A 20,470-nucleotide genomic window follows, 5' to 3' on the forward strand; every position below is an offset into this window, starting at 1 on the left:
TTGGCTTTCCGGTAAGCTCGTGTCAACGAAAGCGCTTTCGTTTCAATCCACTGCCCATGGAGAGAAACGATGAAAGATCTGCCCGAAATCGACGGAGCCATCGAATGGCTCGGCGTGCGGTACAAGACGATCCTGAGCCCTGAAGAAACCAGCGGAGCGATGTCCATCGTGGATAGCTGGTCTCCGGCCGGAAGCGGACCACCACGCCATGTGCACAAGAACGAAGACGAAACGTTCGTGATTATGACCGGGACCTGCAAGTTCTGGCTGGAAGGTCAGGAGTTCGCGGCGGGCGCGGGCGAGAGTGTGTTTATCCCTCGGGGCAAGGAGCATACGTTCAAGGTGATCGGAGATGAGCCGTGCCGCCACCTGGTGATCCTCACGCCTGGTGGTTTCGAAGGGTTCTTTAAGGATATGGCGGATGGCCAGTTCCGCATCCCGGAAGACATGCCAGCTATCGAAGAATCCGCAAAGCGGCACAACATGGCCTTCACCGGCCCACCTCTGGACTGACCAAATGACAGGAAGACATATCGTTTACCACATTCCGGTCTGCCCCTTTTCGCAGCGTCTGGAAATCCTCTTGGCTCTGCGCGGGCAGCAGGACGCGGTCGAGTTTAGGGTTGTCGACATCACCAAACCGCGCGACCCCGAACTGCTGGCGAAGACACGTGGCACGACCGCATTGCCAGTCCTCGAAACCAGAGACGGACGCATTCTAAAAGAGAGCCTTGTGATCCTGCGGTATCTTGATGAAGCTTTGGAAGGCCCCATGCTGCGCCGAAGCGACCCGTTAGAACATGCAATTGAATCGATGTTGATCGCCCGCGAAGGCCCTTTCACGATGGCCGGCTATCTCTTTGTCATGAACCAAGACCGTGCGCGTCGTGGCGAACATCTCGACAATCTCCTGGCACTTTACAGGGACATCAACGACTTCCTCACCGACCGGAATCCGAAGGGCACGTATCTCTTTGAGGACTTCGGCCTTGCGGAGGCCGTCTTCGCGCCGATGTTCAAACGTTTCTGGTTCCTGGACTATTACGAAGATTTCGAACTTCCACGAGGAACAGACTACGAGCGCGTGCGGATATGGCGCGACGCTTGCATGGCCCATCCTAGCACCCATCAGGTGACCGAGGAGCAAATCGTTAAACTCTATTACGACTATGCGCTTGGCGCGGGAAATGGCGCGTTGCCAGAGGGGCGCAATGTATCCAGCTTCGTTTTCGAACCCAGCTGGCAATCGAGACCGATGCCCCCCAAAGACAAGTATGCAGGCAGCGCCACCGACAGGGACCTCGGACTTGTAGCCTGAGCCAACGTATTGAAGGCAGCTTACAATCCTGACGTTCGTGTGAATTGCAGCAACAAGCAAATCAGAACTGGCGGTCGCGGTGAGCACCATCACCAGCGAGAATGGGCCGGAACTGGCCGTTGTGCGCGGCTGGGTATCTGCCGGGAAAGTGGACCGAACTCCCTTGGCCTAGGAGCGCCTTCGACCACTCGAGTGCGTCTCCGCCGAGCCGTTTTCGGATCAAGTCTAAGGATAACAAAGGCTTCTTTGGCCGAGAAAACAGAGACTGATAACGCCAAATTTGCGGGTTTCAATGGATCTTGCCGCGGCCGACACGCAGAATTGGTGCAGAGTGTGTGCAGAGTGTTCTTAGGGTGTTCTAAATTGATCCGGTGCGCGACATGATGTGACGCGACGCAGATCTCTTGTCGTTCAGGGGTCTCTTCGGTCGCTGGCGGCGCAAATTCCTATGCGAATAGCACTTCAGTTACCAACTTGAGGTTCGTAGTTCTTGTCAATGCGCTTAGGATCGGCCTCGGGGAGGTCGCGATTCCATGACTGCTCGGGAGCAACTTCAGACTGAACGGGATGAAACTGTCATTCGGCTGCTTAAGACGACGATGTCGTCGCGGGCCGAACTCATCGCTGAGTATGAACGCCGTTCTGTGGAAGCATTCGCGCCAAGTACGCGCAGAAACTATCTGCAGATGATCAAGTTGTTCCGCGGTTGGTGTGCTGCCAATTCATTCGAGAGCGAACCCCCGGTCCATCCTTCTGTCATTGCCGCATACGTGGATGACATGGGCGGCAAGATCAGAGCGTCTACAATCGAGACCCGCCTGTGGGCCATCAACGAGATGCATAGAGCGCGCTTTCTCGCGCCACCGTGTCAGCACAGGCTAGTTGAGCTTGCGCTGAAAGCCGTAAAGCGCAGATACGGTGCGGGTCACCGCCAAGCCCCTCCTTTGGGGAAAAGGGAGGTCATGCACGCAATTGGCTCCCTTGGCTGCTCAAGGATCGAAGTCAGAGACAGAGCTGTCCTTTGGGTGGCAACAGATAGCTGGTGCCGCGCGTCCGAACTTGTTGCGCTTCGGGTTCAGGACATCTGTCCTCAAGAGGACGGGACAAGCCTGCTCTACATTGCCAAATCAAAGACAGACCAGTTTGGAGAAGGCGCATATGCATTCCTATCACGACGGGGGACCGAGGCGGCGAAGGCCTGGGTCGATCTTGCCTGCCTGAAGCCGTCGGACCCCCTGTTCACCAAGTCGCAGGCCCAAGCGAAGGTTGGTCCCTTGGACGCAGCTACGATTTCTCGGATCATCAAACGGTGTACCGGCCGAAACGATGTGTCAGCTCACAGCACACGCGTTGGTGGCGTGCAGGATGCATTGAAGCTCGGCTGTGATCTCTCATCTATCATGGTTGCCGGTCGCTGGACCTCTCCAGAGATGCCCGCGCGATACGGGAGGAGGCTGCTGGCAAGTCAGTCTGCTGCGGCTAAGGTTTCTGCAGCTTTCTCCGATTGAGACATTAGTCTTTCGGTGAATTGTCCGTCCCTCGAGAAATCGCGCGAACGAATCGAATAAGCTCCAACTTGAGTTTCGGTTCTAACATCAAGATGTCTCTCATCAGTCGAGCGTCGCTCGGTTCTGCGTCCTTTTCTGAAATTGGAAGTTCAACGCCGTCGGGCAAGAAGCTCGACATCGGGACCGCTAGCGCCTTGGAGATCATCCAAAGCCTAGACCCGGAAACGCGATTGGCGGCTGTTTCATATTTTTGAAGCTGCTGAAACTTCACGCCTATCAGGATCGAAAGCTCTTTCTGTGTGAGTCCCGCGGCGACTCTTTCTTCGCGGATTCGGCGACCGATAAATACATCTATAGGGTGTTTCATTTGCCAACCTTGCGCCAAATACGCGACCTTGGGAAGCGCAAGAACGCGTACCGAACTGACCGTCCTAGATTTTTGCAGTGAGCGCAAAACCAAAGCTTGGAGTTGGGGGCTTGCCTGCTAGGCGGACAGGAGTGAACGCGGCCGACAATCCCACGGCAGGCGATACTAGAACTAGCCGTTGTCGACCAAGTCAGTCTGGCATTCCTGTGTGGGTTGTAATCCCCCCAAAGCCACTACAGTAGATGTTCTGATGATACTCAGCGTCCGAGACACCGCGACGTTGTTGGTGATGAACGTCCTTCAAATTGGCAATTGAGTTGACTGTCTCCGTGGGAAAATGTACTCGCCGGTTATTTTTTGCGGCAGTGGCCAAACAATTGCCCCAATCTTTGGCAAAAGTTCAAGAAGCACACACTGGCTCGAGCGGAGGTTAGCATGGGCAGTCACAGATCGTCGCACCCGCGTATCTTCCATGCGCTTCTAGGTAGTGCAGCTGTTGCTTTCTTCTTGATCGCGATCGGTCTTGCTATGCCCACGAAGAATCGTCTCGAGACCCTCGAGTACCAAGCGCAATCGAAAGCCGCTCTGCATGCTGCGGCGTCGCTACAAGTGTCTGTTTCGTCCCTTATTGCACGTGAATGGGAAAGCCTTGGAAGTTTTGGAGTTCTGGTTGATGTGAAAAACCCGTCGTCCGCCCGCCAAGTCTCGGATGCAGCCAATAGAGCTTCAAAGGGTATTCTTTGGGCAGGCGTTGTTGGATTGGATGGTGTTGTCGTTGCCGGCAGCGATGGGCTGCGGGAGGGCGAAGACGTCTCGTCTCGGCAATGGTTCCTGAGCGGACTTCACGGAGTTCGCATCGGAAACGTCTATACCCCCCAAAATGACAAAGACGGGATAGGCCAACGCTTTAACATGTCGCGGCCGATGCTCAATGACGCGGGCGATGTAGTCGGTGTTGCTGTCTACACGATGCGATTTGATTGGATTACGAACCACATCGCAGCTAGCGCGAACGCCATGGAAGTTGAGTTCGGCATTCTTGACCGACGCGGTGACGCGCTGGCCGACTATGCTGGCTTCCAGGATGATCCGATGGTCCAGGAATTGAGACGTCTTGCCTTGCTAGGTTCAAGCCGGACTTCCCATAATGTTGGTTCAGATAGCGCATTCGTCGGCGCTTTGATGCCCAACTTCGTGCAAGGCGATGTGCCCGAATTCGGTTGGAGCTTGATCGTACGCCTGCCGTCTATGCCGGAACAGAGCATTATGGGCACTGCTTGGAACTCCCTGGTGTTCATCTTGGGCGGTGCGTTCGTGATAATCGCGGCGGTCGCCTATCTTTTCGCGGCGCATTTCCTCAGGCCGATTTCCGCTCTGGTCGACACCGCCGACAATATCGCTCGTGGCGTTCCGACTTACCCCACCGAGGATGACAGTTCCCATGAAGCGATCATGCTGTCTGGAGCCTTGGCTCGCATACAAACGACGATAGCCTCGCTCGAGTTCAAGGCCAAAGGTACTTGAAGCCCCGACACGGTTGTCAACGTGGACCCGCGCGGTTAGTCCGTGCGGGTTTTTTGCCCTTGATCAGTCACTCCAACTGCTTGATCGCAAACGGAATCGGCTCGTTTTGATACTCGAGCGGTGGCTCACCCTCGATCCAGCCAGGGCAGTGCGTGTATCTCGCGATGAACGTGAAATTCGCGTCCGGCTGCAGCCCGGTCGGTGTGATCACCGTGACGAAGGTGTCTTCCCAGGTCAGTCCAATGTTGCGCCCGGCCGGCGGGTCGACGCGCTCGGCATGGGCGAAGATCTCCGACCGCGGGTTCACGAATCCCCATTCGACTGAGCCTGGCACAATCTGGCATTCCTTCGCAGGCTCGAGGCGGCGGATTCGGAGCTTGATGCGGCAGGGCTCGCCCTCTTCACAGAAGCCAGCCACCGGCCGCGTGCTTACCCTGGACACCTCGAACACCTTGCGCGGCTGCGTCAGTCGGCGCACCGTCGTCTCGACCGCCTCGATCCGTTCGCCCTGCTTCTGGATTTCACGCGGCATTGTCCCCATGCCGACCAGCCAGTCGCGCGCAGGCTCCCAGACGAGAGCGGTGGTCAGAGCCACGAAACCCGTGATGACGATCGTCAGAAACTGCCGGAAGGCGAACTTGATCGCCTCGTCTTTCATCCATGCCTTTCGCGGCATTGGGTTACCGTTCTCACCCGTCATGCGTCACCAGTCCCTTGATCGCTTCAATTTTGTCGTTGGCCGTGTCCAGCCCCGCCCGCAGGCGCAGCGCACACTCGCCGAGCGCACGTTCCGTCGTGCCGGCGGCGCAGCGCACGATCACAGGTTCGAGCAGGGTCGGCGGGATCGGCTGGCGGGCAACCGTGGTTTCACCGCACGCTGTCAAGAACAGCGCGGCCATAATCGGATAGCGCATCGTCGGCCCCTTCCAGTTCCGCGAACTCGTCGATCCGCGCCTCGAGCGCGGCGTTTCGTGCCTGCTCGGCGCGCAGCTGATCGTTAGCGACCCGCGCCGCTTCACGGTAATTCTCGATCGTCGCCTCGGCCCCGCGCAGATCCGCGCGCAGAGCGGCATTCCGGGTCGTCAGGTGGTAGATCAGCCACCCTGCCGCCAGAGCGGCCGCAAGAGCGCCGAGGATGAGCGGCAGGCGGGTCACCACCGCAACTCGACAGGGAAGATCAGTAGATCCCCGCGTGCGACCGCAGCTGAGGCATTCCACCACGCGACGATGGGCTCCTCGCGTTTCCTCAATCCCACCTGGTTCGCGACAGAGACCCCCGCCATGCAGTCGACCCATTCCTTGCCCCGCCGGATCTGAAGTCCGGGTAGCGGGCGCCCAGCCTGCTTGTGGAACCAGGTCATCGCGTCACAGGCGCCCTCGATCCACCCGGCATTCAGCCGCTTGATGGCCGTCGACCGCTGGGCGGCACCGCCCCCGATGTTCAGCGTCCAGCTGGTGAAGGCGCAGTCGCGCGGCGTGTTGAGCCGGGTGCGCCGCGACTCTTCGGTCAACGCTTTCATGTAGAAGGTTCGGTAGAGCCGCATGTGCTCGTCGAGGAGATCCATCGCCTGTTCCATCGTGATCACCATCCCCATCGTGACGGGCTTGCCGTCAATGTGGGTCGCGCCGACGCCGATGGTCGGTCGATCGTCCGGCGTCGGCATGTATGCCTCGAGGCGCACCCCCTCGTACTCCACGATCTTCAGGCGGCAATAGGCGAACGTCTTGGCCTCGGTCACGTTCGGACTCAACAGCGCGGCCTGCGTGACCTTGGCGGGCGCCGGGGCCTCGCTCATGGCCTCGGCGCGCGATCCGTAGAGCGTGGCGGCGGCGGTGACCCCGATCGCGAGCGCGTACTTGACCAGCGTGCGGATCCACCGACCCCGATCGCCGCGACGCGCGGCAATGCCCTGATCTCGGCCGCGCAGTGCAAGGGCCAGTACGATGAACACGAGGATCCCCCAGGACAGAGGCACGGGGTTCAGGTTCCCCACCGCAACGAAGGTGATCGCGAGCAGCGCGACCCCGGCGAGGATCGCGAAAATCATTGAGTCGGCGTGCAAGAGCAGCCGCAGCCAGGTCGGGGTCTGTTTCATGGGTTTCTCCTTGTGCGAGAGGTGCCGGCTAGACCTGATGCCAGTCGCCGTCGGGATGCTTGCGCAGCGTCACCTGCGCCGTTGTCGAACTGAGCGTCACGTCGCCGCTCGTCAGGGCGAGGTTGCCTGTGCCGTCCTTCAGGATGACGGCGCGCGCGTTGTCGGCGATCGCGACCATCAGCTCGTCGCCGATTGCGCCGTCCTCGATCGTGTCCAGATCGTCGCTCGACGCATCGGCCTGCGTGTCGAGGCGGTGGAAACCGTAGCCCGCGGTGACCGACCCACCCTGGATCGTCAGCTCCGGGCCGTGGCCGTCCATGAGCCGCGTCAGATCGTGCAGCTCGGGCTCATTGTTCCACCAGCCGGACCCGTCGGGATTGTAGACACGGCCTTTCCACGCGCCGTTGATCGTCGCGCTCGCCCCTTTCGAGATGACATTGGCGCTCAGACGTTCGACCAGAAGGCTTGACCGCTTTCCGAGGTAGAGGTTCGTGACGGAATTGGTGCCGCCGACGTCGATGAGCTCGTAGGTTCCGCGCACGCGACCGTCGATCCAGACCTCATGGGCGTCACCGCTGACCTTGACCAGTGCGCCCCCTTTGCTCGCGCCGAGCTGGTGCTCGAGATCCACGTCGATGAACACGTTCCGGCAATCGTTCAACAGGAACACATCGGCGACGCCGCTGGTCGGCCGGGCCTCCGACCGGATATGCCCGGTCAGCTCGACTTCCTCGGCCGTGACGGTGATCGAACCCTCGCCGTTGGTGTGAAGGTCCGCGAAATCGACGCGGACCTTACTGACATTGTCGATCTGGAATGCGCCGCCGCCCCGGATGTCGAGCGTCAGGCTCTCAAACACGATATGCTCGCTCGGCCCCTCATTGCCGAGGCGGCGCTCCCATTCACCCTCGTAATCCGTGGTCGACGGGCTGTCGACCAGCGGGACCAGGTAGTCGCCGACGTTGAAGTAGATCCCGTCGACCGTCCCCGCGACCGAGCACGTCCAATAGTCACCGACCGACCCACCCGATGGGAACGCGCCGCCGGATGCGTCCCAAGCCCCCTGGTCGTTCATATGCGTGCCGACGCCGTCGGTCGTGAACTTCGCCGGCACCATCGCGGGCAGGCGAGCGAAAGTTTCGCCGGTGTTGTACCACTCGCCCTCGTAGGTATCAGTGGCCGCATCATCCTTGAGGGCATAGACGATCTCGCCGGTCGAGAAGGTCTCACCGTCCACGGTGCCGCCTGTCGTGACCGTGTAATAGCGGTACTGGACGGACCCTGACGGGAACGCGCCCGTCGACGCGTCCCAATCCCCCGCGCTGCGCCCCTCGAATGACGGGAAGTGATCCCCGCGCGACACGAAGAGGTTGCGGTAGGACTTGAAATGGTAGCCCGGTCCCGCCTTGCCCGGGGTCGCTCGGAACGTATTGCCCCAGGCGAAGATGCCCCGGATCTGGAGGTCGGCATCGAAGGCGATACCGGTATCCGGCTCTTTCCATGTCGAGGTGACGACGATGCCACAGCCATCGAAGATGTTGTTGACGATCTTGATCTGCGAATACTGGCGCTCGCGCGCGGCAAAGTCGCCTGCGACGTTATAGGCCAGCTTGATGTCGACCGCAGCGATCAGGACGCGGAAATAGTTGCGCTCGAACGTCCAACCGTGGAAGCCCCCGGTGCCATCCGGGCCGTCGCGCTTGTCGTTGATGAATTCGTTGTCCTGCACGACACAATAGCGAGGACCGATGCCGAGCGTGGTGTTGGGCGTCGTCTTGATATTGTCGCCGAAATCGGACGGGGCCGTGCCGCTGACGTTCAGGGCGGTGATCCCCATCTGGCCCCGGTTGCCGATGTAGCGACCGAAGTGCGCCTCGCCGACGACGTTCAGCAGGTACTTTTGCGGTCCGGCGTAGCAGTTGATGAACTTCCAGTGCGGGCTTTTCGTTATCTGGATGCCGGTGCCACCCTCGAAGTCGAACCGAACCTTGTCGACGGTGATCCCGACCGGATTGTCGTCGCAGTGGAACACCTCGCCCGCGTTGCCGCCCGCGATCAGCGCGGTCTCGTCCACGGCGACGTTATGATCGAGGCGCAGGCCGCCGACCAGAAAACCGGAAGGTGTCGTGAAGCGTGTCCCGAGATCTCGGGTCAGGCTGTTCGCCGTCGCGCTCTCGTCGCAGGCGTCCATCATCAACAGCCCGCGCGTCGCTTCCTCGCCGTGGCCGATGGTTTCGTAATTGTCCGCCAGCCAGGCCTTCATGCCCGTGGGGATCGTATAGCCGCTGCCCTGGATCCAGTAATCGCCGTTCTGGCGCAGGATGGAGGCGCCGGTCGGCCAGTGATCGAGAATGCGGGTCAGGGCCGTGGTGACGTCCGCATCCTCGGTCCAACCCAGTTGCGAGGTGTAGACCTCGCCCCGGCCGTTCGGGAGGGCGTAGAGTTTGACCGCACCTGCGTTGATGACGTGGTAGTCCGACGCGGCCGAGGTGGCGACCTGGTAACGATAGTCGCTGGCCGTGATGATGTCGCCCGAAGCGACGTCGAGCGTCTTTTCGTCGCCGGAATAGCCGAGGATCGTGTCGTCAGCGATCAGGGCCGCGACGGTGTCGAAATCCGCAAGGCCGGTGGTGGCAAGCGCCAGGCCCGCCGAGGTCGCAGCACTCGCCGCAGACGACGCCGCCGCATCGGCATCGTCCGAAGCCTCGCCGGCCTTCGTGGTGGCCGTGCCGGCGGCCGTTGAGGCCGTTGCAGCGGAAGCCGCCGCCGCGTCGGCGTCGTCCGAGGCCTCGCCTGCTTTCGTCGTAGCCGTGCCCGCCGAGGTCGCCGCGCTCGCGGCAGAGGCCGCCGCTGCATCGGCATCGTCCGACGCCTCGCCCGCCTTGGTGGTGGCGGTCGACGCCGCGCCCGTGGCCGTGGTCGCGGCGCCGGACGCCGTTGTGGCCGATCCTGCCGCCGCCGTCGCGCTGGCCCCGGCCTTTGCCGCATAGTGCTTGGCCGAGTATTCGCCATCGGCGACGACCGTATCCTCGTCCTCGTTGGCCCATTGCTTTGCGAGCAGGGCCGATGCGGCCGCGCCGGCATTCGTCGCCGGCAGCTGCGACGCGACCACGCCGAGCAGGTCGTCGAGGTCATAGGTCGTCGCTGCGGGCACCGAGATGTTACCCAGCGAGATCCGGCGCTCGTACTGGCCGCTGTTCATCGAGACGACGACATGGACCTCGTATTGGGTCGAGCGCCCGCCAAGCTCGTTCGGCCACAAGTCGATCGAGAAATCGCCGCTGCCGTCGACGTCGGCCGACACCGGCTCATGCACGATCGTCGCATCCTCGGTCTCGAACCCCGTGAGTGTGAACTCGATCCGGTCGATGGTTGCCAAAGCGGTATCGTCCGGCAGCACCAGCGTGCCGGAAATCGTGGCGGTCGAAATGGTCATGTTTTACTCCGGCAGGGCGACGGGGCCGTCCGTGGCGACAGTGATGGGCTCGGGGAAACGGCGCGCCTCCGACGCCTCGGCGAGGTGCGGCAGGGTGACGGGCACGATCAGCTCGCCCGTCGCGTCGCGGTGGATGTCGCCGCAGATCCACGGGCAGTCGATCAGGATGGTGACGTCGCCGTTGGGACCGAACAGGAAATCGCCGGTCTCGTCGCGGGCGTAGAGCGGCATCGTCCCGCCGGTCGGAATGTCCGACAGGTCGATCGCCGTCCCGTTCAGGATGATGGTCTCGCCCGATACCTCGATGGTCAGGTCGTCGTAACGCAGCTGCGGAAACAGGTCGATGCGCATCAGTACCACTCCCCCATCGCGCCAAGATAGATCGCGTCGCCGGTGCGCGACGTCCACGAATGCACGCCGAACCCCCATTGCGTCGACGCATTGACGACGCGGCCATTGGCCCAGGCGGTCGCCGTACTCCGGTTTTCGGCCCAGCCGACGTGGTTGCCAACGAAGGCGGCCGGCAGGTTCTTGGACAGGCCACCCGACCAGTATCCGTTTCCGATTGAGGTGTTCGCATCGGCGCTGGAATAGGTGGCCCAACAGATCTGCAGGTTGTTCTCGAACCGCCAAAGATCCCCTGTGGCCGAGGTTGAATATTCCGGCAGGCGGTGCACGAAGATGTCAGTGCCGTCGGTCCAGAACTCGGTCAGTTTGCCGCTGCGGATGTACCCGGACGGAAGCGCGGCGCCGGTGACCGTCTTGACCGCCGTGGCCGATCCGCCGTCGATCGCGAAGGTCGTCGCGCCGGTGTTCGCGGCCGTCGGGATGAAATAGCCCCGGTATCCTTCCGGGAAGCTGGCGAGGTCGAGCGCCGAGGTCAGCGTGATCGCATTCGCGGTGCCCCCCACATCGAACCGGATCGCGCTGCGATCTTCGGGCACCAGTGCGCGGTCCGACGCCCCGTCCCAGAACTTCGGAACGTAGACGCCCGATCCGACGTCTTTCGTCCAGATGCCGCCGGTCTGGATGTTCGCGGGCCGGGTGCCGCCCTCGCCCTGCGACATCAGGTGGTTGACCAGGCCGAGAATGTCGGCCTGCGCCGCCACGCCCGACAGGGGCGAGACCGCCGTCGTGTTGCCTGTGTATTGTGACACCTTGTGCGCTCCTATTGTTGCCCGTAGCCGATCGCCTGCCAGTCGAACGTCGCCGAGATGTCCGACCCGCCGCTGTCGACGAATTTCTGGTGAAAGCTCGATGCCGTGACGGCCGAGCGGATCGAGCGCGCCCCGGTCGGCAGGCCCTGACCGTCGACGACGATCGAGGGCACCGCGCGGAACGGCGTCTGAAAGGTCACTGTGACCCCGCCCGAGGGCGCGCTGACATTTGCGCCTTTCTCGACACGATCCGGCATGTCGACGATGAAATCGCACTCCGACACGGCGACGAGCACCTGGGGGTCCAGCGACTCGAACACCAGCCGGAACCGGAACGCCCGCGCCCGGTAATCCCCAACGACGATGTCGGACCAGTCCGACCAGGTCGGCGATCCCGTCGGATCGTCATCGGTGGTCGAGACCTGGGCGGTCAGGCTCCATTCCCCATCGGCCGCGCCGAGAAGGTCGGGCGTCTGGGTGATGTCGTCGATCAGGAGGATGTCGAAATCGTCGTAATAGGCGAGCGCCTCGATCTCGGCCGAGATCTGCGCGGTGTCGACCGCGCCGAGGTCGATCACGTCGTCGGCGGTGTATATCCCTGTGTTCGCGGTCCGATAGGAGGTGAGGATGTTGTCCTCGAGCAGGATATCATCGAGGGCGAGGATGTCGTTGTCTGCCGCGAAGATCAGGTCGCCCGACACGACCGCGAGGCCGGGGTCGAGGTCGCCGTCGAAATCCGGGGCGAGCGCCAGGGTCTCGATCGCGTTCGGCAGACTCGCGGCCGAAGTGACGACGACCGAATTTGCCGTCGCGCTTTCCTGCCCAGTGGCCGTGACCGCCTTGACCAGATAGGTGCCGTTGCGGGCCGGCACGCTGGTGCGCGTGGCGCGCAGCACCGGGACCATGGGCACCGCGCTCGCCCAGGTCGCCCCGGTGGTCGCGGGCGTGTAGCGCACCTGGTAGTACTCGACGTTGGTCTCGCCCGAGCGCCAGCTGAGGTGGATCTGCCCGGCGGCGACCTGTACCGCGAACCCGGCAACGGTGGCGGGCGGCGCGAAGAACGACGCGGTCGAGATCCCGACCGACTTGATCGGCCCCCAAGTGCCGTTCGGCAGCCGCGCCGAGATCTCGGCGGTGAAGGTGTCGGCGACGACCGCCTGCACCGGGAACTTGGCGATCCGGTCGGCGCCCGTCCATGTTCCGACCGCTGCGCCTGCGCCGTTCTCCAGCGTCACGCGCCACATGGTTTCCTGACCGTAATCCAGCGCTTGCCACCGCACGACGACCGACAGCACACCGTTCGCATACTCGAACCCGCCGGTGATGCCGCGCGCCTCGTTGATCAACAGCACGCGCGGGTCGTAGGTCGGCAGCGGGCGGTTCAGATCGCCAAGCGGCACCTCGGTCGCCTCGGCCAGCGTGATCCGGGCACGTTCACCGAAGTCCGGCGCGATGTCCTTGACCAGCCACTTCGCAGGCTCGGTCTCGGCCTCGTAGACCGTCGCGAGGTCGCCACGCGCGACGAGGTTCGCATCGAAGGCGCCACCATCCATCGCGACGCCGCTGCCCGCCGTGACGGTGAAGCCCCGGCCCGCCTTGATCGCGGTGACGTATTGCAACGCCCCGGCCGAGCCGCGCAGGACCACATGCGCCTCGTAGCCGTCCGGCACACCCGGCAGAGTGTCGTCGAGCGTGAGCGTGGCGATATCGTCGCCGCTGAACGTGACGGCCGACACCCGACCCATGCCGACCTGGTTGCGCAGGAGCGGCGTCGTGAAGATCACCGGGTCGCCGCGCGTGCAGACCAGATGATCGAGCTCGGTCGTGAAACTGACCTGCGTGGTGCGCAGTTTCAGCTGCGCGAGGTGATAATACCCCAGCCGCGCGATCCGCTCGATGCTTTCGTAGCGACCCAGCGCGAGGCCGGGGAACTCGATGGTCTCGACGATCGTCGCGTTCCCCGCCGAATAACCGTTGGCATAGACGATGATCTCGTCGGTATCCCAGCCCGCCTTTTCCGAGGTGAGCATCAACCGAAGCCCGTGCACCTCGGGCGAGGGTGTCCAGGTCGCCTGCATGTCGGCCGTGTTGCGCGGGCTGAAGATCTGCACCGCAGGCTCGGCCGAGCGGTCGGTGAGCACGCCCCATTTGCCTGCCTTGTGGATCGGCATGGCGAGACCGGTGGCAAGCACCTGACGGCACAGGTCGCCCAGCTGGATGTCGCTGGTCACGACCATGTCGCAGCGCCAGTCGGGCCAGGCAAGGCGCCAGGCGCGAATGCCGTCGAGGTCGATCTTGGCGTCGGCCACCGGACGCCGCCGAATATCGGAGCGCAGAAGGTGCACGAAGATATCGGCGGGATGCCGGATCGGAGTGGGTGCGGTAAAGGCCGACCCGTTCCAGAACGGCGCCATCTGCCAGACGATCGCGTTCAAAGGATCGAGCGCGCCGTTGATCTGATCGGTCGCTTTGATCCTGAGCGTGACCTCGGCCACGCCCGACGGTGAGGGCAGGGTGCCAGGCTGGCGCGACTGCAGGGCCTCGAGATAGCTGTCGTCCTGCACCCGGACGTCGTCGTCATCCTCGGACAGCCGAATGACCGACACGTCCCATTCACCCGGCTCGGGAAAGTTGATGTATTTGCCGAACCTCAGAACCGAGGTGGTCTCGCCCTTGTACCAGTGTTCGGACACCGTGACCCAATCGCCGCCCGACGCGGGTCGGTAGTAGATCCCGATCTGCCGATAGCGCGGCTGTTTGACATTGTCGTCGTCGATCCCGACCAGGCCCGCGAAATAGAAACGGACGGTCGCGGCCGTGGTGTTCGCGGGCGTCGTGCGCGTCACCCGGACGTTGTGATCGAGCTTCGCGCTTTCGGGATCCTCGAAGATGTCCCGCGAGTAAAGCGTCATCGGATCGTCGTCGTCGAGCCAGTCGACATCCATATTGGCGAGCGCCGGGATCCGTGCCAGCGTCTCGGTCCGGTCGACGTTGCGGAACTGCAGCTGCACGTCCTTGAACTTGGCGATCTCGGTCGTGCCGATCTTCAGGTCGTCGATCAGCACCGGACCGACACCGAACGTCATGCGCTCGACCCGGTAAACCGTCTGATCGTCAAGCTCGGTATACCCCGTCGCCGTCTTGACCGCCGCCATACGGTGACGGCCCAGGACCATCGGCACCGGCGTGCCCATCGACGGATAGATGTTCTGCAGGCCCCGGATCGTCGGGTTCTCGCGGTCGGCCGCGCGCTGGTTCGGGTCCGCATCGGCCGACAGGAACGACCGGGTCAGGAGCAGGCCAGCGACCGACACCGCGATCGCGACACCCGCGACGACGAGGGTCGCCCCGGTGGTCGTCAGGGCGGTCGCACCGGCAAGCCATGTCACCGCCATCCCGAACACCGCCGTCGCCCCGACGCGCGGCTGCACGATCACGGTCGTGCCGGGCGCGGGTCGCACCTTGTCGTGGTACTCGCGGCGCACGGGCCAGGCGTGGCCGTCACGCAAGAGAACGACCTCGGCATGGCGCATGGTCGACACCCGCGCGACGATACCCGCAACGGTCAACCCGGCCGGAACGGTCGTGTGATCGGCTTGTCCGAGCAGCGGATGCGCCCGGACCTGCACGTCAATGGACATACGTGTAAACACCCTCGAGCCGCTTGCCCCATTTGGGCGAGCGGTATGGTTCGATGACCGAGGCGGGCTCGGTGCAATGCAGCATGCGCGAATTGTCGAGTGCGACCCCGACATGCCAGCCTCGGCCGTGGCGGATCAGGACCGCGTCACCCTGCCGTGCGACCCCGACCTTGCGCCAGGCGCCGATGTGGCGGGCGCGGGCGTCCTCCTCGGCCGGGCCGAGCGGGACGAGGCCATAATCGAGCGAGAGGCCGAACTCGGCGTTCTGTACGGCCATGAAAAGGCCGAGGCAATCGAACGCATCCGGCCCCCGGCCGAGCACCGCATAGGGTTTGCCAAGCCACCGCTCGGACCAGTGCATCAGATCAGCCCTGGAAAGTCGCCGGTCGAGAACCGAAACGACGCGTTCGCGACCTCTTCCATGACCGGATAGACGACAAGCGCACCGGACACTGATCCATAGCGCAGGTCGGCCTGCCGGATCTCGGCCTCGAACGGCCCCGCCTGCACCGTGTCGGGATCCGAGGCGAGCACGTAGCTGACCTCGATGTCGATCACGTCGTTGGTCGTTCTGAGCAGCACCGCGACATCGTGATCGACGTCGTTCAGGGTCCAACGCATCGCCGCGTTGCGATCCTCGGCCTGGTCCGGCATCGCCACCTGGAACCCGGCGGCGGTGTAGGTCTCGCCGTCATGCTCGAAGTCCGCGACGTCGTTCACCAGCCGCACAGGCGCAGCCCAATCGGCATGATCGAGCGTGACGAGGGTTAGGACGACCTCGGCGGTCTCAGCGTCGTTGATCGCGTCGAGCCAGGGCATCAGGGCAGCACCACAAGCGACAGGCCGACTCGGATCTTGCCACCCCCGACCGGCATCGGCTGATAGGGGGACCCATCGGATCTGAACACGGTCACCGTCCCCGTCATGGGGTGCGGAGCCGCAAACGACAAAGTGCCCTGTGAGAGGTCGTAGTTCCAGAAATTCTCAAAGTTCTCGAACTCAGCTGCGGTCAATGGGCGGGTGCGGCCGGACATCATGCGTTCGGCGGCCGTGGTCACCGCCCGCACTTTCGTGTTGCCGCTATCCGACACGAACGTGCGCCTGTTGCCGTCCGGGCCGTTCAGAGAAAGGCCTCTGAGTTGATCGATGAACGGCAAGTCCGAAGGCCATGATGGAATAGTCACGATCAGGCGCCCCGCCCGCGCGGCACGAGACCGTACCTGTTTCGGTTCGCGCGATCCAACGCGCCCGACTCGATGAATTGGGCAATCAGGGGACCAAGCTGAATGTCGATGCGATCCTGATCATGCTGAACGGTGCCTCTGGGCACCTCGGCCCCGATGTGGATTTGAACAGTCGCGCCGCCGGACTTGGTGTGATCAACGACCGTTTCGTTGGGGTGGAGGATGGCAGGAAACCCGCCCAATCCATCGACACCGCCAGATCTGGGACCTGCGCCCGTGTGACCACCACCCGCAAAAGAAAGGAGGCCGCCACCACCCCCTGCGGCCACGCCACCGAAAAGACCACCGATTAGAGAGCCGCCAGTGCCGCCGAAGGCGAGACTCATCAAAGCCTGGAAGCCCTTCGAGATGGCGAGCTTAAGAAGGTCGCGCATCGCAGAGCGGACAAAGTCGTTCACCGCAGCCTTCAGGTCGTCCAGGTTGTCGACGTTCTCCATGACGAGGACACCGAAATCTCCCAGAAAATCCCCGACTTCCTGAGTATAGTTCTTGAGCTCCTCTCCGCTCTTCAGGAACTGGTCCTGAGCCTTCTGCAGATAGGTGTTGAACTCGTCTTGTGTGATTTTTCCGGCGTTCAGGCTCTGAGTCAGGAGGTCAGTAGCTTCACGGTATTGTTGCATTCCCTTGTAAACGGGATCGAGTTGCCCGAGCAGCGTGTCGAGTGAACGAGTGAGCTTGTCGGCCTCGTCCCCAGCGCCACCGCTACTACCGCGGTTGCCGTCGGTATCGCGAAGAGCTGCGAGCGCAGCTTTCTCGGCGGCCGACATCACGGCCAGCTGGCGCGCGTTGTTAATGTATTGGCTGCGTTGGCCCCGAATACCCATCGCATTCTGCAAGCCGATGTCGATACCCGAGGGAACGCGCGCATCGAACTGAGCGCCGGCCAGAGCGCCGGCCTGATCAATCGGTTGCCCGACGGTATCAAGCTTGATCTTCTGAACCAGCAGGTCGTTGACCTGCTGGTTTGCGAGCGCTTGAGCAGCCGAAAAAGCTCTGCCGAGTTGGTCGGCAAGCGAAGAGGCGACGGCGACGGACGGCTTTAGGGCGGGCGCGACACCGCTGGCAGCATCGGATAGGGCGTCCATGACAGCCCGAGCTTCCTCCGAATTGCGCATGAGCTTGATCATCTCGCTGACGACCGAACGCATTTCTGGCGGAAGGTCGCTGGCCGTGATGTTCATTTGCCGCATGTACTGCAGCACATTGGCAAAGGCATCTTCTTGCGCGCGCGCGCCGTCCGCGTTTCGCCAGTCTGACAAAAGGCCTTCGAACTTCCGGGCTTCTGCACCAGCCAGACCGAACTGATCAGTGATCCGGAGAAGGGTGTTTCGCAGTTCTCGACCACCCGTGGCAGAGGTCTCAAACATCCGGATAGAGTCGCCGACCGCAAGGGTCAGGGCTTCAATGCCCGCCGTTGCCTCTGCCGTTGCGATTTCGGCCTGAACCTTCGCATATGCCCGAACCTTGTCAGCCGCTTCGCCGTACTTTTCTGCCAGATCCCCCGCCGACATCGACAAAACGTCCAGCGGATCATTCAGCCTCGAGACGATCCCTTCGACGGACTTCAGCGCATTCTCAAGATCGTTTGCCTCTCCCTCGCTTCCGGATAAAGCCTCCATGAGGAATGGAAGTGCGATACCTGCAACAAGACCAATCGCGGTCCCTGCGGCGCCAAAAGCCAGACCCATATCCGGCAATTGAATAGCCAACGCTCTGACAAAGTCGCCGCCAGCCATTGCCTGCTGTCCGACTTGGCTTAGCTGCTGAGTCAGCATGCGCATAGACCCAGCAGCACCACCGGCGCTCTTGCCGAGCCGGGCGGTCGCAGAACCAGAATATACCAAGCTGCGTCCGTAGTTGTTGATTGTGGCACTTTTGGCGGCGGCAGTATTGATGCGCGTCAACTGGGTCTCGACACCCTTCAGGTAGTTCGACACACCCTTCATGGCCGGGCCGGTTTTATTGTCGGCTCGGACTGAGAATTTCAGATCTTGAAGCACGGCGAGGTCAATTGCCCTTGAGCGTGAGGTATGTTGCGGTCACGGCGATCTGTTCTTCCGACATTTCCGCTGCGACCTCGTGCGGGTATTTGCCTAGGGCGACCGCGACCGCGAGAATGCTCTGCGCGGCCGGGTCGCCCATCAGACGTTTTTTACGTCGTCGGACGTCATCTTGGCTCGAGCACTGTCGGCCGCCTCGATGATGCGCCGGATCACCGAAAACTCGGCTTTGCCGGACAGAATTGCGCGCGTCTCTGCGGTGTCCTCGAACACACGCTTGCCATCCTTGTCGCAGGCTTTTCGGATGATGCTTGCGATCATCATTTCGCCGTCATCCTCGGCATCGATTCCTTTCCGGATCGACGCACGCTCCGCGGCCGTGAGCGGCGTGAAATAGAGCTTCGTGTTCCATTCCGGAACGTCAATCTCCGTTGCTGTCTGATCGGCATGGCGTTGCGAGATCGTCTGGAGAATGTCACTCATGCCGACACCGTCGCGACCGAAAGCGCGCCCTTGCCGGTGATCGAATAGGTGCGCTCGACCGGCGATTTATATTCGTGGTTCACGCCATGGCTGGTCACCGTAGCCGTTCCGGAAAGATAGGTTTTCCCGGTTGCGTCCCCCTCGGTGTAGCCTTGGAAGGCAATCTCGTCGCCAGCGCGCAGGTCCTGGCCGTCGGCCGAATGGTCAAGGCGCATCGTGATCGATCCTGACCACTTCTTGAGGGTCGTATCGTGATCCTCCCAAGTGTCGCCTGCGGCGGTGATGTCCTCGACGCCGATTTCTTCCGTGATGTCGAACGAAACCAGACCTGCAATGTCGGTGCCGTCGACTTTCACCGTGCCGTTCTTGCCGGTGTGTCGTGCCATATCGGTTCTCCTTGGATGGCGATTATGTCAGGATTGGGCGCCTTCGTCCGCGTAGCGGGTGATGGCAAAATGGATTTCGAGAGTGCCGATCCGCTTCTTGGAGCCGCCTTCGACTTGGGTCAGCACCCGCGTGACCTGGTAGAACGGGAGCTCGGTCGGCCAGCTGTCAAGGACGTCGATCACGACCGCCTCGATCGCCTCGGAATAGCCGTCGAGCGTGTCCTCGATTTCGTCGCCCCCTGCACATTTCAGAACAACGGCGAGCTCGACATTGCGACTCGCGTTGTCCCCTGTGTCCATCTCGGCCCGTTCGTCGCGCGTGACCACGGTGAATGCAGGCAGCTCTTCGTCGTTTTTGGGTAAGGCCCATGCCCGGCAGGCTGCAACGCCGGACAGGTCGGCATGGGCCGAGAGGGCGGTCCGGACCGCGTCACGGTATGCCTTGCGGGGATGCGTCACGTCTCGGACTTCGCCTTGGCTTTGTCCGGCTGATCTTCAGCGCGGCCGAACTGGATCAGATCGCGGCGCTCCTGTTCGGTCGCCTCGAACGCGGCGCCGCGCTTAACTTTGCCCCGTGTCGCTGTTGCAGACAGGGTCATGAGCGCAATCATCGGGTATTTCTTCATGGGTCGATTTCCTCGAGTTCATAGATGGTGAAGCCGTCATCGGCAGGCGAGCCGGACGGCAGTCCATTGACCACCTGGTACGTGCGGCCGTTGCCGGGCTCGACGACAGTGCCGCTCGCAAGCGAAGCCTCGACGTCGCGTGGTACACTCAAGACGGGCAGGACCGTGACGATCTCCCGGCCGTCGCCATCCGGAACCGTCACAGGGTTTTCCCGGAACACCGCCTGGATCGCGCGCGCAGCCTCGCCGTCCGGTGTGATCGTGACGGACGCGCCGAACACTCCGTTCAGCACGCCCGACACGCCGGCGAAGATCGACACTACCGAGCGGCGCCGTCGAGCAGCACCGTCCCCGTGGCCGACGGGTTCGCCGCCACAGCCATCGCGACACCGACCAACGTGTTGCCCGAGGCCGCGGTGGTGAACACCTTGTTGGTGTCATCCCAATAGAGCTTGGCGCCGACGGTCCAGGCCTGAGCCGAGGTCTTGGCGTGGGTGAATACACCCGAGCGCACCAGGGCGACGGTTGCGCCACTCTCGGCATCGGCCTGCGCGATCCCGAAGATCGAGCCGACGAGGGCACCGCCGCCCGAGCTGACAGCATAGGGCGCGGGCACTTCCACCACGGCGCCGTTCTGAACGAAGTTCTGCATTGTTCTGATCCTTTGATCGAAGTCGAAAACGA

General features: G+C 62.4%; 24 protein-coding genes. 4 read left to right on the top strand and 20 right to left on the bottom strand.

The window, feature by feature from the left end:
- Positions 1-69 precede the first annotated feature (69 nt).
- The 3 genes from RB2654_RS15460 (at position 70) to RB2654_RS15470 (ending at position 2,826) form a co-directional block, all read left to right on the top strand.
- Positions 70-513 (top strand): cupin domain-containing protein, encoded by a 444-nt coding sequence (locus RB2654_RS15460; protein WP_008333561.1) that lies wholly within the window; start codon positions 70-72, stop codon positions 511-513.
- Positions 514-517: 4 nt separating this feature from the next.
- Positions 518-1,318 carry a glutathione S-transferase family protein gene (locus tag RB2654_RS15465; RefSeq protein WP_040885073.1) on the top strand — a complete coding sequence of 267 codons (801 nt, stop codon included), beginning with the start codon at positions 518-520 and terminating at the stop codon, positions 1,316-1,318.
- Positions 1,319-1,851: 533 nt separating this feature from the next.
- Entirely contained in the window at positions 1,852-2,826 is a 975-nt protein-coding gene (locus RB2654_RS15470; protein WP_008333563.1) for a tyrosine-type recombinase/integrase, read from the top strand.
- A 4-nt stretch (positions 2,827-2,830) separates the two neighbouring features.
- On the opposite strand, the gene RB2654_RS15475 is transcribed toward RB2654_RS15470, so the two are convergent.
- Positions 2,831-3,193, bottom strand: a complete 363-nt coding sequence (locus RB2654_RS15475; RefSeq protein WP_008333564.1) for a helix-turn-helix domain-containing protein — start codon at positions 3,191-3,193, stop codon at positions 2,831-2,833.
- A gap of 435 nt (positions 3,194-3,628) precedes the next feature.
- Here RB2654_RS15475 and RB2654_RS15480 point away from each other — a divergent pair, with 435 nt between their 5' ends.
- Positions 3,629-4,717: a cache domain-containing protein gene (locus RB2654_RS15480; RefSeq protein WP_148912691.1), complete on the top strand. Its 1,089-nt coding sequence runs from the start codon at positions 3,629-3,631 to the stop codon at positions 4,715-4,717.
- 67 nt (positions 4,718-4,784) lie between these two features.
- On the opposite strand, the gene RB2654_RS15485 is transcribed toward RB2654_RS15480, so the two are convergent.
- Genes RB2654_RS15485 through RB2654_RS15565 form a run of 19 tightly spaced genes read right to left on the bottom strand, consistent with a single transcriptional unit; the run spans position 4,785 to position 20,438 of the window.
- The gene (locus RB2654_RS15485; RefSeq protein ID WP_217515955.1) at positions 4,785-5,417 is read right to left on the bottom strand and encodes a hypothetical protein; all 633 of its coding nucleotides are present in this window, start codon (positions 5,415-5,417) and stop codon (positions 4,785-4,787) included.
- Positions 5,407-5,631 carry a hypothetical protein gene (locus tag RB2654_RS15490; RefSeq protein WP_148912690.1) on the bottom strand — a complete coding sequence of 75 codons (225 nt, stop codon included), beginning with the start codon at positions 5,629-5,631 and terminating at the stop codon, positions 5,407-5,409. Before RB2654_RS15490 ends, RB2654_RS15485 begins: the two co-directional genes overlap by 11 nt.
- Complete coding sequence (locus RB2654_RS15495; protein ID WP_148912689.1) at positions 5,585-5,872, bottom strand: hypothetical protein; 288 nt, start codon at positions 5,870-5,872, stop codon at positions 5,585-5,587. The genes RB2654_RS15490 and RB2654_RS15495 overlap by 47 nt, the downstream gene beginning before the upstream one ends.
- Positions 5,869-6,813, bottom strand: a complete 945-nt coding sequence (locus RB2654_RS22490) for a lysozyme (RefSeq protein ID WP_008333573.1) — start codon at positions 6,811-6,813, stop codon at positions 5,869-5,871. The genes RB2654_RS15495 and RB2654_RS22490 overlap by 4 nt, the downstream gene beginning before the upstream one ends.
- Before the next feature lie 28 nt (positions 6,814-6,841).
- Positions 6,842-10,249 carry a hypothetical protein gene (locus RB2654_RS15505; RefSeq protein ID WP_040885077.1) on the bottom strand — a complete coding sequence of 1,136 codons (3,408 nt, stop codon included), beginning with the start codon at positions 10,247-10,249 and terminating at the stop codon, positions 6,842-6,844.
- Between the two features lie 3 nt (positions 10,250-10,252).
- Positions 10,253-10,600, bottom strand: a complete 348-nt coding sequence (locus RB2654_RS15510) for a hypothetical protein (protein ID WP_008333574.1) — start codon at positions 10,598-10,600, stop codon at positions 10,253-10,255.
- Positions 10,600-11,406 carry a hypothetical protein gene (locus tag RB2654_RS15515; RefSeq protein WP_008333575.1) on the bottom strand — a complete coding sequence of 269 codons (807 nt, stop codon included), beginning with the start codon at positions 11,404-11,406 and terminating at the stop codon, positions 10,600-10,602. Before RB2654_RS15515 ends, RB2654_RS15510 begins: the two co-directional genes overlap by 1 nt.
- Before the next feature lie 11 nt (positions 11,407-11,417).
- Positions 11,418-15,047, bottom strand: a complete 3,630-nt coding sequence (gene gpJ, locus RB2654_RS15520) for a TipJ family phage tail tip protein (RefSeq protein WP_008333576.1) — start codon at positions 15,045-15,047, stop codon at positions 11,418-11,420.
- Positions 15,037-15,408 (bottom strand): NlpC/P60 family protein, encoded by a 372-nt coding sequence (locus RB2654_RS15525; RefSeq protein WP_008333583.1) that lies wholly within the window; start codon positions 15,406-15,408, stop codon positions 15,037-15,039. The genes gpJ and RB2654_RS15525 overlap by 11 nt, the downstream gene beginning before the upstream one ends.
- Positions 15,408-15,866: a DUF1833 family protein gene (locus RB2654_RS15530; protein WP_008333585.1), complete on the bottom strand. Its 459-nt coding sequence runs from the start codon at positions 15,864-15,866 to the stop codon at positions 15,408-15,410. The genes RB2654_RS15525 and RB2654_RS15530 overlap by 1 nt, the downstream gene beginning before the upstream one ends.
- Complete coding sequence (locus RB2654_RS15535; RefSeq protein WP_008333587.1) at positions 15,866-16,204, bottom strand: hypothetical protein; 339 nt, start codon at positions 16,202-16,204, stop codon at positions 15,866-15,868. Before RB2654_RS15535 ends, RB2654_RS15530 begins: the two co-directional genes overlap by 1 nt.
- A gap of 29 nt (positions 16,205-16,233) precedes the next feature.
- Positions 16,234-18,291 carry a hypothetical protein gene (locus tag RB2654_RS15540; protein WP_148912688.1) on the bottom strand — a complete coding sequence of 686 codons (2,058 nt, stop codon included), beginning with the start codon at positions 18,289-18,291 and terminating at the stop codon, positions 16,234-16,236.
- A gap of 7 nt (positions 18,292-18,298) precedes the next feature.
- Positions 18,299-18,433 carry a hypothetical protein gene (locus RB2654_RS24030; protein ID WP_008333591.1) on the bottom strand — a complete coding sequence of 45 codons (135 nt, stop codon included), beginning with the start codon at positions 18,431-18,433 and terminating at the stop codon, positions 18,299-18,301.
- A complete protein-coding gene (locus RB2654_RS15545) occupies positions 18,433-18,774 on the bottom strand; it encodes a hypothetical protein (RefSeq protein ID WP_008333593.1) in 342 nt (113 codons plus the stop codon). The genes RB2654_RS24030 and RB2654_RS15545 overlap by 1 nt, the downstream gene beginning before the upstream one ends.
- Positions 18,771-19,160, bottom strand: coding sequence for a hypothetical protein (locus RB2654_RS15550; RefSeq protein WP_008333594.1), 390 nt, complete (start codon positions 19,158-19,160; stop codon positions 18,771-18,773). Before RB2654_RS15550 ends, RB2654_RS15545 begins: the two co-directional genes overlap by 4 nt.
- A gap of 27 nt (positions 19,161-19,187) precedes the next feature.
- Positions 19,188-19,619: a hypothetical protein gene (locus RB2654_RS15555; protein ID WP_008333595.1), complete on the bottom strand. Its 432-nt coding sequence runs from the start codon at positions 19,617-19,619 to the stop codon at positions 19,188-19,190.
- Positions 19,616-19,786, bottom strand: coding sequence for a hypothetical protein (locus RB2654_RS23425; RefSeq protein WP_008333596.1), 171 nt, complete (start codon positions 19,784-19,786; stop codon positions 19,616-19,618). Before RB2654_RS23425 ends, RB2654_RS15555 begins: the two co-directional genes overlap by 4 nt.
- Positions 19,783-20,106, bottom strand: coding sequence for a head-tail joining protein (locus tag RB2654_RS15560; RefSeq protein ID WP_008333597.1), 324 nt, complete (start codon positions 20,104-20,106; stop codon positions 19,783-19,785). Before RB2654_RS15560 ends, RB2654_RS23425 begins: the two co-directional genes overlap by 4 nt.
- Entirely contained in the window at positions 20,106-20,438 is a 333-nt protein-coding gene (locus RB2654_RS15565) for a DUF2190 family protein (protein WP_008333598.1), read from the bottom strand. Before RB2654_RS15565 ends, RB2654_RS15560 begins: the two co-directional genes overlap by 1 nt.
- Between the last annotated feature and the right edge of the window lie 32 nt (positions 20,439-20,470).

Origin of the sequence: Maritimibacter alkaliphilus HTCC2654 (assembly GCF_000152805.1) — a bacterium.
Classification (GTDB): Bacteria; Pseudomonadota; Alphaproteobacteria; order Rhodobacterales; family Rhodobacteraceae; genus Maritimibacter; species Maritimibacter alkaliphilus.

Excerpts from the sequence above, each read along its gene's own strand:
- RB2654_RS24030 (WP_008333591.1), bottom strand. The coding sequence starts at position 18,433 with ATGGGCGACCCGGCCGCGCAGAGCATTCTCGCGGTCGCGGTCGCCCTA.
- RB2654_RS15510 (WP_008333574.1), bottom strand. The coding sequence starts at position 10,600 with ATGCGCATCGACCTGTTTCCGCAGCTGCGTTACGACGACCTGACCATC.
- RB2654_RS15465 (WP_040885073.1), top strand. The coding sequence starts at position 518 with ATGACAGGAAGACATATCGTTTACCACATTCCGGTCTGCCCCTTTTCG.
- RB2654_RS15565 (WP_008333598.1), bottom strand. The coding sequence starts at position 20,438 with ATGCAGAACTTCGTTCAGAACGGCGCCGTGGTGGAAGTGCCCGCGCCC.
- RB2654_RS15545 (WP_008333593.1), bottom strand. The coding sequence starts at position 18,774 with ATGAGTGACATTCTCCAGACGATCTCGCAACGCCATGCCGATCAGACA.
- RB2654_RS15505 (WP_040885077.1), bottom strand. The coding sequence starts at position 10,249 with ATGACCATTTCGACCGCCACGATTTCCGGCACGCTGGTGCTGCCGGAC.
- RB2654_RS15550 (WP_008333594.1), bottom strand. The coding sequence starts at position 19,160 with ATGGCACGACACACCGGCAAGAACGGCACGGTGAAAGTCGACGGCACC.
- RB2654_RS15525 (WP_008333583.1), bottom strand. The coding sequence starts at position 15,408 with ATGCACTGGTCCGAGCGGTGGCTTGGCAAACCCTATGCGGTGCTCGGC.
- RB2654_RS15475 (WP_008333564.1), bottom strand. The coding sequence starts at position 3,193 with ATGAAACACCCTATAGATGTATTTATCGGTCGCCGAATCCGCGAAGAA.
- RB2654_RS15480 (WP_148912691.1), top strand. The coding sequence starts at position 3,629 with ATGGGCAGTCACAGATCGTCGCACCCGCGTATCTTCCATGCGCTTCTA.
- RB2654_RS22490 (WP_008333573.1), bottom strand. The coding sequence starts at position 6,813 with ATGAAACAGACCCCGACCTGGCTGCGGCTGCTCTTGCACGCCGACTCA.
- RB2654_RS23425 (WP_008333596.1), bottom strand. The coding sequence starts at position 19,786 with ATGAAGAAATACCCGATGATTGCGCTCATGACCCTGTCTGCAACAGCG.
- RB2654_RS15485 (WP_217515955.1), bottom strand. The coding sequence starts at position 5,417 with ATGACGGGTGAGAACGGTAACCCAATGCCGCGAAAGGCATGGATGAAA.
- RB2654_RS15470 (WP_008333563.1), top strand. The coding sequence starts at position 1,852 with ATGACTGCTCGGGAGCAACTTCAGACTGAACGGGATGAAACTGTCATT.
- RB2654_RS15530 (WP_008333585.1), bottom strand. The coding sequence starts at position 15,866 with ATGCCCTGGCTCGACGCGATCAACGACGCTGAGACCGCCGAGGTCGTC.
- RB2654_RS15460 (WP_008333561.1), top strand. The coding sequence starts at position 70 with ATGAAAGATCTGCCCGAAATCGACGGAGCCATCGAATGGCTCGGCGTG.
- gpJ (WP_008333576.1), bottom strand. The coding sequence starts at position 15,047 with ATGTCCATTGACGTGCAGGTCCGGGCGCATCCGCTGCTCGGACAAGCC.
- RB2654_RS15490 (WP_148912690.1), bottom strand. The coding sequence starts at position 5,631 with ATGCGCTATCCGATTATGGCCGCGCTGTTCTTGACAGCGTGCGGTGAA.